Consider the following 10,858-nt stretch of genomic DNA (forward strand, 5'->3'; position numbering starts at 1 on the left):
GCCGTCCAGCGGCAGGACGTCCAGCAGTGACGCCCGCACCCTGGCCAGCCCGGCCGGCGGCGGGCTGCCGTCGGCGGGGGCGGTGCGCCGGGGCCGGGCCAGCGAGCGCCGGTCCAGTTCCTCCAGCGCATGGCTCAGCAGTGCCCGCTTGTTCGGGAAGTAGTGCGTCAACAGTCCGGTGGTGGCGCCCAGTTCGGCGGCCACCGCGCGCAGGGTCAGCCCTTCGAAGCCCCGGCTGGAGAGCACCCGCCACACCCCCTCGGAGACTTCCGAGCGGCGGGCGTCATGGTCTCCACGGGCGGGCGTCATGGGGGCTATCGTACATACCAAACGTTTGTTATGAATGGTCTCAGCCAACCTCAGCACCCCCGTGAAAGGCCGCCCGTGTTTGCCGTACCGCTCGCCGAGAACGCCGAACTGCGCCCGCTGGAGCCCTGGCAGGCCCCCGAGTTCCTGACCCACATCGACCGCGCCCGCGCCCACACCGACCCGTGGATCCCCTGGGCGACCTTCTCGGTCGACCTGGACTCCGCCCGCGCCACCCTCCAGCGCTACGCCGACGGCCAGGCCGCCGACCAGAAGCGGATCTACGGCATCTGGCTGGACGGCACGCTGGTCGGCGGCGTGATGTTCGTGAGCTTCGACGCCCGGTCCGGCGTCTGCGAGATCGGCGCCTGGACCGAGCCGGCCGGCGAGGGCCACGGGCTGATCACCGCCGCCGTCAAGCAGTTGCTCGACTACGCCTTCGTCACCCGCGGCCTGCACCGCGCCGAGTGGTGGTGCTCCTCCGTCAACGACCGCAGCCGGGCGGTCGCCGAGCGGGTCGGCATGACCCGCGACGGCGTGCTGCGCGAGTGGTACCCGTACAACGGGGTCCGCTACGACAAGGAGATCTGGGCCGTCCTCGCCTCGGAGTGGACCGGCCGGGCCTGAACCCGGACGCCGCGGGGCCCGGTGGACTCCCCGTCCACCGGGCCCCGCGCCCTCCCCCGTACCCGCCGGCCCGTCAGGCCTCCCGAGCCGCCGGAGCCGTCCCGGCCGGCCGCAGCCGCAGCACGCACACCAGCGCCAGCGCCAGCGCCCCGCCCGCCGACAGGAACACCACGTCCACCGCGTCCGTGAAGCTGCGCACCGCGTGCTCGTGCGCCGCCCCGGTCAGCGCCCGGACCGCGCCGAGCGGCCGCCCCGGCTCGCCCGCCTCGAAGACCCTGGCCAGCACGCTGCCGAACAGCGCCGCGCCGAGCGCGTTGCCGAGGGTCTGGAAGAACCGGATGCCGGCGGTCGCCACCCCCAGCTGGTGCCGGGGCGCGGCCTCCTGCACCACCGTGATCAGCTGGCCGATCAGCTGCCCCAGCCCGCCGCCCAGCAGCGCGAGTTCGGCCATCACCAGCCACAGTCCGGTGTCCGGCCCGCTGAGGCCGAGCAGCACGAGGGCGAGCGTCGCACACCCGGCGCCGAGCGCCAGGAAGGTCCGGACCGGGTGGCCGCGCCCGATCAGCCGGCCGGCCAGCAGACTGGCCCCGGTCATCCCGGCCGCCATCGGGATCAGGTAGAGGCTGGCCGAGGTCGGGGCGACGCCCCGGGCGATCTGCAGGTAGAGCATCACGTACATGATCGAGCCGATCATGCCCATCCCGACCAGGCCCTGGATCGCGAAGCCCAGCCGCACCGCGCGGATCCGGAACAGCGACAGCGGCAGCACCGGCTCGGCGGCGGTGGCCTGCCGCCACAGGAAGAGGCCGAACGCGCCCAGGGTGGCGGCGGACAGACCGAGGATCACCGGGGACGTCCAGGCGTACTCCTTGCCACCCCACTCGGTGACCAGCAGCAGCCCGGTCGCGAAGGCCGCCGCGAGGGCCGCGCCGACGAAGTCCAGGCCCCGGCGGCCGGTCGTCGGGGGCAGCTTGACCACCAGGGCGACACCGACCAGGACCAGCAGCCCGAGCGGCAGGTTGAGGTAGAAGATCCAGCGCCAGCCGAGGTGGTCGGTGAACAGCGCGCCGATCAGCGGCCCGACCGCCATGCCGAGGCCCGCGACGATCCCGCCCATCGCGCCGCCCTTGCCTCCGCCGCCCTCCTCCGGCTCCTTGAACTGGGCGATGACCACCATGGTGACGCTCATCAGTCCACCGCCGCCGACGCCCTGCACCGCCCGGAAGGCGATCAGCTGGTCCATCGACTGCGCCGCCCCGCAGAGCGCCGAGCCGAGCAGGAAGGTGCCGACCGCCCCCAGCAGTACGCGCTTGGCGCCGTAGACGTCGCAGAGCCTGCCGTACAGCGGCAGCAGCGCGGTGGCGGCCAGGGCGAACGCGCTGACCAGCCAGGGCAGTCGGTCGACGCCGTGGACGGGGTCGAGGTCCCGGACGATCGGCACGGTGGCCGCCGACACGATGTTCATGTCCAGCACCGCCAGCACGATCGTGACCAGGCAGAGCAGCATGCCCAGCCCGCGCTGGGCCGGCGTCATCAGCGCCGCCGGTCCGGCCGGCTTCGTGCCGGACGGGGGCCGGCCCGCTGTCCTCGGTTCGGCGATCGCCATGGTCAAGTCCCCCCTGGGTCCGTGGAGTTCGGGCCGGACCGGTCGGATCCGGCGGGCCCGGCACCACCATGGCAGGGATTTTATACTCGGTCAATCCTTGAGCCTGGTCAATCATTGTTCCTGGTACAGTCCCACCATGGCGACCCACCCCGGATTCGACGCCGGCCACGACCTCGACGCGCTCCCGCTGCGGGAGCGCAAGAAGATCCAGACCGGCCTCCGGCTCTGGCGCACCGCCATCGGGCTGTTCGCCGAACGCGGCTTCGACCAGGTCTCGGTGGCCGAGATCGCGGCCGCCGCCGAGGTGTCCAAGATGACCGTCTTCAACTACTTCCCCAGCAAGGAAGACCTGGTCATGGGCCCGATGGAGCAGCACCTCGACGAGCCGGCCCGGGTGGTGCGCGAGCGCGCCCCCGGCACCTCGGCGGTCGCGGCCCTGCGCACCCACTACCTGGCCGCACTGCGGAGGTTCGACCCCTCCACCGGGCTCAGCGACGACCGGATCGTCCTCGACGTGGTCCGGGTGATCCACCAGACCCCGGCCCTGCTCATGCGCGCCACCGCCGGCTTCGGCCAGCAGACCCAGACCCTGCTGGCCACCGAACTGCTCGCCCAGGATCCGGCCCACGACGAGCTCACCGCCAGGGTCGCCGCCGCCCAACTGCTCGCCGCCCAGCTGACCCTGACCGCCGACAACCAGCGCCGGATGCTGGCCGGCGGGCGCGCCGCGGACGCCCTGCCCGTCGCCCTCGACCAGGCCCACCGCGCCTTCGCCCTGGTCGAACAGGGCCTCGGTGACTACTGCACCCGCACCGCCTGAGAGAGTTGGCGCACCACGACCGACCGGAGGTGCGCATGGACCAGCCGCTGCTCACGCGGGACCGCTCCGCCCTGCCCGCGCAGGCCGAGGGCCTCAACGCGTACGTCGGCGACGACGGCGTCGCGGTGCTGGAGTTCGCCCGCCCGCACCGCCGCAACGCGGTGACCCTGGCCATCTGGCAGGCACTGCCCAAGGTGCTGCGGCAGCTGGCCGAGCACGAGGGGGTGCGCGTCCTGCTGCTCACCGGCGCGGACAACACCTTCAGCGCGGGCGCGGACATCGCCGAACTCGCCGAGGCCTACGGCGATCCGGACAGCGCGCAGGCCTACCACGCGGTCAACGTCGCCGCCGAGGAGGCACTGGCGGCCTTCCCCCACCCGACCCTCGCCGTGGTGCACGGCGCCTGCGTCGGCGGCGGCTGCCAGCTGGCCGTCGCCTGCGACCTGCGGTTCGTCGCCGAGGACGCCAGGATCGGGATCACCCCGGCCAAACTCGGGGTGGTCTACTGGGAGGTGCCGACCGTACGGCTGGGCCGCCTGGTCGGCCCGGCCAGGGCCAAGTACCTGCTGTTCTCCGGCGAGTTGGTGAGCGGCCGGGACGCGCTGCCGCTGGGCCTGGCCGAACGCGTCCTGCCGGACGCCGAACTGGACGCCGCCGCGCTGGACTTCGCCCGGCTGCTGACCCGCCGTTCGACCCACACCATCGGCGGCGCCAAGGCCGTCCTGAACGCCCCGCCCGAGCGCGCGGCCGAGGCCCTGGCGCCCTGGCTGCTCCGCTCCCGGGAGGGCTCGGACGTCCGCGAGGGCCTGGCCGCCTTCATGGAGGGCCGCCCCGCCCGGTTCTGAGCCGGGCCCGGCTCCGGGCGGCACGGCTCCGGGCACGCCTCCGAGCACGGCTCCGGACAGCACAACTCCAGGCGGACCGGCCCGAACCGGCGCCCGTACGATCGTCCGACCGGAACCACACCCGTCCCTTCACGCCCCCGGAGCACCCACCCCGATGACCACCGAGGCCGAGGCCGCACCCGCCCCCACCCGCCGGACGGTCTGGGCCCGCCGGATCACCGACGGCATCGAGCCGAAGAACGTGATCATCGCGATGCTCCCGGTGCTGGGCGGCCTCCGCTACGGCTGGCCGGGCATCGGCTGGGCGCTCTTCGCCGCCCTGTTCGCCGCCGTCGTCCCGACCCTGTTCATCCGGCGCGGCATGCGCAGGGGCACCGTGGCGGACCGTCACGTCGGCCACCGGCAGCGCCGGCTGACCGTCTTCCCGTTCATCATGGGCTCGGTGCTGGTCTGCTTCGCGGTGATGATCGGACTGGACGCCCCCGCCGACCTGACCGCGGTGGTGCTGGCGATGTTCGCCTCGCTGGTGCCGATCCTGGTGATCACCACCCGGTGGAAGATCTCCGTGCACACCGCCGTGGCCGGCGGCGCGGTGGCCTGCCTGGCCATCGCGCTCGGCCCGCTCTGGCTGCTGCTCGGCCCACTCGTCCCGGTGATCGGGTGGTCCCGGGTGGTGCTGCGGGACCACACCACCGCACAGACGATCGCCGGCGCGCTGGTGGGCGCGCTCACCGCCGGGCTCACCTTCTGGGCCGCCCGCTGAAGGACGGCCCGCCGGTCGGCCCACCGGCCGACCACCAGGCCGACCGCCCCGGCTAGCGGATCGGCATCCCCGAGATCGCCCGGGCGATCACCAGCCGCTGGATCTCGCTGGTCCCCTCGAAGACCGAGTAGATCGCGCTGTCCCGGTGCATCCGCTCCACCGGGTACTCCCGGGTGAAGCCGTTGCCGCCGAGGATCTGCATCGCCTGCGCCGTCACGTACTTCGCGGTCTCGCCCGCGTAGAGCTTGGACATCGAGCCCTCGGCCGCGGTGAACGGCCGGTTGCCGACCGCCATCCAGGAGGCCCGCCACACCAGCAGCCTGGCCGCGTCGATCCTGGTCCTCATGTCGGCGAGCTGGAAGGCCACGCCCTGGTTGTCGATGATCGGCCGGCCGAACTGCTCGCGGGTCTTCGCGTAGTCCAGCGCCACCTCGTACGCGGCCCTGGCGATGCCGATCGCCTGCGCGCCGACGGCCGGACGCGAGGCCTCGAAGGTGGCCATCGCCGCGTTGCCCCTGCCGCCCTGCCGCCCGGCCCCCTCGCGGGCCCGGGCCAGCCGCTCGTCCAGCTTCTCCTTGCCGCCGAGCAGGCAGCTGCCGGGCACCCGGACTCCGTCCAGCACCACCTCGGCGGTGTGCGAGGCGCGGATGCCGTGCTTCTTGAACTTCTGGCCCTGGCTCAGCCCCGGGGTGCCCGGCGGGACGACGAAGGAGGCCTGGCCCTTCGCGCCGAGCCCCGGGTCGACGGTGGCGACCACCACGTGGACGGCGGCGATCCCGCCGTTGGTGGCCCAGGTCTTGGTGCCGTCGAGCACCCACTCGTCCCTCGCCTCGTCGTACACCGCCCGGGTGCGCAGCGCGGACACGTCGGAGCCGGCGTCCGGCTCGGAGGAGCAGAAGGCGGCGACCTTGACGTCCTCCGGGGTGCCGAACATCTGCGGGGTCCAGGTGCCGATCTGCTCGTCGGTGCCGTTGGCCAGCACCGCGACGGCGGCCAGGGTGGTACCGACGATGGACAGCCCGATGCCCGCGTCGCCCCAGAACAGCTCCTCCATCGCGATCGGGATGCCGACGCCGGAGGGGTCGAAGTACTGCTGGGCGTAGAAGTCCAGCGAGTAGATGCCCAGCTTGGCGGCCTCCTGGATGACCGGCCAGGGGGTCTCCTCGCGCTCGTCCCACTCGGCCGCGGCCGGTCGCATCACGTCGGCGGCGAAGCCGTGCAGCCAGTCGCGTACGGCCAGCTGGTCCGCGCCCGGGTCCATCGAGAACGTGCTGCTCATGGTGTTTGCCTCCGAAGACGTGTGCGGCCGACCGTGGTGTTACCGCCGGTAACATCGTCGGAGTCTGCTACTGCTTGGTAACCGGTGTCAACGCCCTGGCCGACCCCGCAGAACCCGATCCCGAGGAGCACCGCATGTCCCGAGAGCCCCGCCGCGATCAGCTGCTCAACGCCGCCGACCGGGTCATCCAGCGGGAGGGCCCAGGCGCGAGCATGAACGCCATCGCCGCCGAGGCCGGCATCACCAAGCCGATCCTCTACCGCCACTTCGGCGACCGGAGCGGCCTGATCAGAGCCCTGACCGAACGTCACACCGGCGGTCTGCTGGCCGCCGTCAGGGCCGCCCTCGCCGAGCCGCTGGAGCGCCGCGACCGGGTCGAGCACGTGCTGGACACCTATCTCGCCGGGATCGAGGCCCGCCCCCAGGTCTACCGGCTGCTCACCCACCCCGAGCCGGGCGACCCGAGCGGCGCCGGCAACGCGCTCGCCCCCGCGCTCAGGCAGATCGCCGAGGAGATCACCCGGGCCGTGCAGAGCCAGGTCGACCTCGGAGCCGACCGCGACCTGCTCGCCGAGGCCTGGGGCCGGGGCATCACCGGCATGGTGCTGGCCGCCGGGGACTGGTGGCTGGAGGCCAGGCCCTGCTCGCGCACCCGGATGGTGCAGGCGCTGGCCGACCTGCTCTGGGGCCGGCTGGCCGCCGCCGCCGAACTGCCGACCGCTGTCCTGCCGCCCGCGCCCGAACCGTCCGCCGACTGAACCGGCCGCCAGGCCGAACCGGACACCGACCGAACCGGCCACCAGGCCGACCCGCGCCGACCGAACTCTTGTGCCGTGCGCGGCAGTCCGGGCATCATCGGGCCCACCCCACCCCCCGCCGTGCGAGGTCCCCGATGCGCCTGCGCCGCACCGCCGTCGCCCTGCTGCTCGCCGCCACCGCCGTCTTCACCGCCGTCCCCGCCTCCGCCCAGGCCTCGGTCCAGGCCTCCGCCCACGGCGGGCCGGCGGACCGCTTCCCCACCGGCACGGTCACCGCCGCCGACGGCCGCACCGCGCTCACCGATGCCCAGGGCCGCCGCCTCGGCCTTCGCGGCTTCAATCTCGACAAGTACGCCGAGGCCACCCCCGCCGACCTCGACTCCGTCGCCGCCCAGGGCTTCACGCTGGTCCGGCTGCCGGTCTCCTGGACCAGGCTGGAGCCCGGGCGCGGCCGCCTCGACCCCGCCGAACTGCGCCGGATCCAGCGGCTCCTCGACCGGGCCGACCGTCTGGGCCTGCTGGTCCTGGTCGACTTCCACCAGGACGTCTACGGGCCGAAGTTCCTCGGCGGCAGCAACGGCATCCCCGCCTGGGCCACCCGGGACGACGGGCTGCCCTTCACCCCGGACCCGGACGACTGGTTCGCCGGCTACTTCCAGCCCGCCGTCCAGGCCGCCTTCCGCCACCTCTACGACGACCCCGACCTGCGTGCCTGGCAGGCCGACTTCTACACCCGGCTGGCCCGCGAACTGCGCGGCCACCGCTCACTGCTGGGCTACGACCTGTTCAACGAGCCGTTCGGCCCGGTGGACGGTGACCCGGGCGACCCGGCCGTGCTGGCCGCCGCCTCCGCCGCCCTGGAGGAGGGCAGGCTCGCCGGCATGTACCGCCGGCTGATCGACGCCGTGCGCCGCGCCGACTCCCGCGCCTGGCTGTTCGTGGAACCGACCGTCCTGGTCGGCCAGGGCGTGCCCACCCACCTGCCCGGCTTCACCGACCCGCGCCCCGGCGCCGCCAGGCTCGGCTACGCGCCGCACTTCTACGACACGGCGGTCGAGAACGGCTCCGACTGGGACCCGGCCGGCGGCTTCGTGGAGCGGTACACCGCCGCGGTCACCGGCTACCCCGCCGCCCACCGGCTGCCCGTCCTGGTCGGCGAGTGGGGCCCGCCGGACTCCCGCAGGCCAGGCAACACCGAACTGGTCCGCCGTCAGGTCGCCGCGATGGACGGCTTCGCCGAGGGCTGGACGATGTGGTACTGGTGCCGGGGCGACGGCGGCTACTGCGCGCTCGACCCGGCCGGGCACCCCGCGCCCGGCGACGGGCCCGTCTTCGGCCCGTACCCGGTGGCCGTCCCGGGAACGGACGTCCGCACCGAGGTCCGCGCCGACGGCGCCACCGTGCGCTGGCGCGCCGACGGCACCGGACGCGCCGGCGAACTCCTGCTCCCCCCGGCCGCGTTCCCGCACGGCGCCGACGTCGCCGTCTCCCCCGCCGGCGCCCGGGCCGAGGTGGAGCAGCCGGCGGACGGGCGCGCGGGAACCGTACGCATCCGGCTCCCGCGCACCCGCCCGGGCACGGCCGTGACGGTCACCCTCACGACACGGTGACGCCGCCTACGCCAGCCCCCGGCGGACCAGCAGCGGCCCGGTCTCCGGAGCCCGGCCGACCACCGCGCGGAAGGACTCCAGCGGGTCCCGGCTGAACCCGCGCGCCAGCAGCTCGCGCCGGAACAGCTCGCCGCTCTCCCGCACCGACCGCCCGTTGCCCTCGAACCACTGCACGGTGTCGGCGTCCAGCACCTCCGACCAGATGTACGCGTAGTACGCGGCGCTGTAGCCGCTGGCGAAGACGTGCTGGAAGTACGCTGTCCGGTAGCGCGGCGGGATCGCGTCCACCGCGATCCCGGCCGCCGCGAGCGCCCGCGCCTCGAACGCCTCGGCGTCCGTGCCCAGCTCGTCCGCCGGCACGGTGTGCCAGGCCCAGTCCAGCAGCGTGGCCGCCAGGTACTCCACCGTCCGGAAGCCCTGTCCGAAGCCCTCGGCCGCCGTCATCCGCTCGACCAGCTCGGCCGGCAGCGGCTCCCCGGTCTCGTGGTGGCGGGCGTAGTTGGCCAGCACCTCGGGCCTGACCATCCACATCTCGTTGACCTGCGAGGGGAACTCGACGAAGTCCCGGGGCACCGAGGTGCCCGAGAACAGCGGGTAGCGCACGTCCGAGAACAGCCCGTGCAGCGCGTGCCCGAACTCGTGGAACAGCGTGCGCACCTCGTCCCAGTCCATCAGCGCCGGCTCGCCGGGCGCCGGGTGCGGGATGTTGAGGTTGTTCAGCACCACCGACCGCTGCCCGGTCAGCCCGGACTGGGCCACCAGCGCGTCCATCCAGGCGCCGCCGCGCTTGGACGCCCTGGCGTGGAAGTCGCCGATGAACAGGCCCAGCGCGGTGCCGTCCTCCTCGAACACCTCGAAGACCCGGGCGTCCGGGTGGTGGGCCGTCAGGTCCGGCCGCTCGGTGAAGCTCAGCCCGTACGCCAGGTTCGCGGCGAAGAACACGCCGTCCCGCAGCACCCGCTCCAGCTCGAAGTACGGGCGCAGCCCCGCCGCGTCCACCTGGTAGGAGCTCTGCCGCACCTTCTCCGAGTAGTACGCCCAGTCGTGCGCGGCGATCTCGTCGATCCCGTCCGCGGCCGCCGCCGCGGCCAGCTCCCCGGCCTCCCTGCGGGCCATCGCCACCGCCGGGCCGACCAGCCTGGACAGCAGGGCGGAGACCGCCTCCACGGTGCCGGCCGTCTCGTCCGCGACCACGTACGCGGCGTGGCTCGGGTACCCGAGCAGCGCGGCCCGCTCGGCGCGCAGCGCGGCGGTGCGGATCGCCAGCGGGCCGTTCGCCTCGACGCCCCGGCCGAGCGAGGCGGCCAGCAGCCGCTCGCGCACCGAGCGGTCGGTGAGCTGCGCCAGCTCGGACTGGCCGGAGGTGTTCCGCAGGCTCAGCACGTATGTGCCCGGGCGGCCGAGCACCCGGGCGTTCTCCGCCGCCCCGGCGATCGCGCCCTCGGACAGCCCGGCCAGCTCCTCGGCGGAGTCCAGGACCAGCGCGGCGGCCCGGGTGGCGGCGTTCACGTTCTGCTGGAAGGTGGTGCCGAGCGCGGCGAGTTCGGCGTTCAGCTCGCGCAGCCTGGCCTGCTCGGCCGCGCCCAGCCGGGCGCCGGAGCGCACGAACGCGGTGTACCAGCGCTCCAGCAGCCGCAGCGACTCCGGGTCCAGGCCGAGCCCGGCGCGGTCCCCGTGCAGCGCCTCGATCCGGGCGAACAGCGCGCGGTCCAGGTGGATCGCGTCGTGGTGGGCGGCGAGCAGCGGGCTCACCTTCGCCTCCACCTCGTCCAGCACGTCGGTGGTGTCCGAGGACGACTGGTTGCGGAACACCGCGTCGACCCGGCGCAGCAGTTCCCCGGAGCGTTCCAGGGCCACCAGGGTGTTCTCGAAGGCCGGCAGGCTCCGGTCCGCGGTGATCGCCGCGATCTCGGCCAGCTGATCGGCCATCCCCCGCTCGTACGCGGGCAGGTAGTGCTCCTCGCGGATCTCGGCGAACGGCGGGAGCTCGTAGACCAGCGAGCTGGCCTGGAAGAACGGGTTCTCGGTCATTTCGCGAACCATACGCCGTGTCCCCGGCCCTGCCCACGGGCTTTACCCACCGTTGCCGGAGCCGCCCGGCACCCCGTTGTCGTACCCACCGGCTAACGTCGACGCCGCGGACCCGTCGGTCACGGGGCCGCGGCCGGCCCGCCCGCGGGCCCGCACCCCCGTCCCCGTCCCCGCACGCCCGACCGCGCGCCGGAGAGGAGCAGCCCCCGTGGC

General features: G+C 74.1%; 10 protein-coding genes. 6 read left to right on the forward strand and 4 right to left on the reverse strand.

The annotated features are described in order from the left end of the window. A partial coding sequence (locus BU198_RS10760) for a TetR/AcrR family transcriptional regulator (protein WP_188296609.1) occupies window positions 1–309 on the reverse strand: 309 nt, incomplete at its 3' end. A 75-nt stretch (window positions 310–384) separates the two neighbouring features. Here BU198_RS10760 and BU198_RS10765 point away from each other — a divergent pair. Further along, window positions 385–933, forward strand: a complete 549-nt coding sequence (locus tag BU198_RS10765; RefSeq protein WP_188296610.1) for a GNAT family N-acetyltransferase — start codon at window positions 385–387, stop codon at window positions 931–933. Between the two features lie 73 nt (window positions 934–1,006). On the opposite strand, the gene BU198_RS10770 is transcribed toward BU198_RS10765, so the two are convergent. Beyond that, a complete protein-coding gene (locus BU198_RS10770; RefSeq protein WP_317620059.1) occupies window positions 1,007–2,539 on the reverse strand; it encodes an MFS transporter in 1,533 nt (510 codons plus the stop codon). Between the two features lie 136 nt (window positions 2,540–2,675). Between BU198_RS10770 and BU198_RS10775 the strand changes: the two genes are divergently transcribed. The 3 genes from BU198_RS10775 (at window position 2,676) to BU198_RS10785 (ending at window position 4,967) form a co-directional block, all read left to right on the forward strand. Next, on the forward strand, window positions 2,676–3,359 hold the full coding sequence (locus tag BU198_RS10775) for a TetR family transcriptional regulator (protein ID WP_188296611.1): 684 nt from the start codon (window positions 2,676–2,678) through the stop codon (window positions 3,357–3,359). 35 nt (window positions 3,360–3,394) lie between these two features. After that, window positions 3,395–4,204: an enoyl-CoA hydratase/isomerase family protein gene (locus BU198_RS10780; protein ID WP_188296612.1), complete on the forward strand. Its 810-nt coding sequence runs from the start codon at window positions 3,395–3,397 to the stop codon at window positions 4,202–4,204. A 154-nt stretch (window positions 4,205–4,358) separates the two neighbouring features. Then, the gene (locus BU198_RS10785) at window positions 4,359–4,967 is read left to right on the forward strand and encodes a phosphatase PAP2 family protein (RefSeq protein ID WP_223244227.1); all 609 of its coding nucleotides are present in this window, start codon (window positions 4,359–4,361) and stop codon (window positions 4,965–4,967) included. A 52-nt stretch (window positions 4,968–5,019) separates the two neighbouring features. Here the strand turns inward: BU198_RS10785 and BU198_RS10790 are convergent, their stop codons facing one another. Then, the gene (locus BU198_RS10790; RefSeq protein WP_411293173.1) at window positions 5,020–6,246 is read right to left on the reverse strand and encodes an acyl-CoA dehydrogenase family protein; all 1,227 of its coding nucleotides are present in this window, start codon (window positions 6,244–6,246) and stop codon (window positions 5,020–5,022) included. A 134-nt stretch (window positions 6,247–6,380) separates the two neighbouring features. On the opposite strand from BU198_RS10790, the gene BU198_RS10795 reads away from it, so the two are divergent. Together BU198_RS10795 and BU198_RS10800 are read left to right on the forward strand one after the other, a co-directional pair. Then, complete coding sequence (locus BU198_RS10795; protein ID WP_188296613.1) at window positions 6,381–7,004, forward strand: TetR family transcriptional regulator; 624 nt, start codon at window positions 6,381–6,383, stop codon at window positions 7,002–7,004. Window positions 7,005–7,138: 134 nt separating this feature from the next. Next, window positions 7,139–8,614 (forward strand): glycoside hydrolase family 5 protein, encoded by a 1,476-nt coding sequence (locus tag BU198_RS10800; RefSeq protein WP_188296614.1) that lies wholly within the window; start codon window positions 7,139–7,141, stop codon window positions 8,612–8,614. Window positions 8,615–8,620: 6 nt separating this feature from the next. Here the strand turns inward: BU198_RS10800 and BU198_RS10805 are convergent, their stop codons facing one another. Beyond that, window positions 8,621–10,645, reverse strand: coding sequence for a M3 family metallopeptidase (locus tag BU198_RS10805; protein ID WP_188296615.1), 2,025 nt, complete (start codon window positions 10,643–10,645; stop codon window positions 8,621–8,623). Window positions 10,646–10,858: the final 213 nt, after the last annotated feature.

Origin of the sequence: Streptomyces sp. CBMA156 (assembly GCF_014596515.1) — a bacterium.
Taxonomy (GTDB): Bacteria; Actinomycetota; Actinomycetes; order Streptomycetales; family Streptomycetaceae; genus Kitasatospora.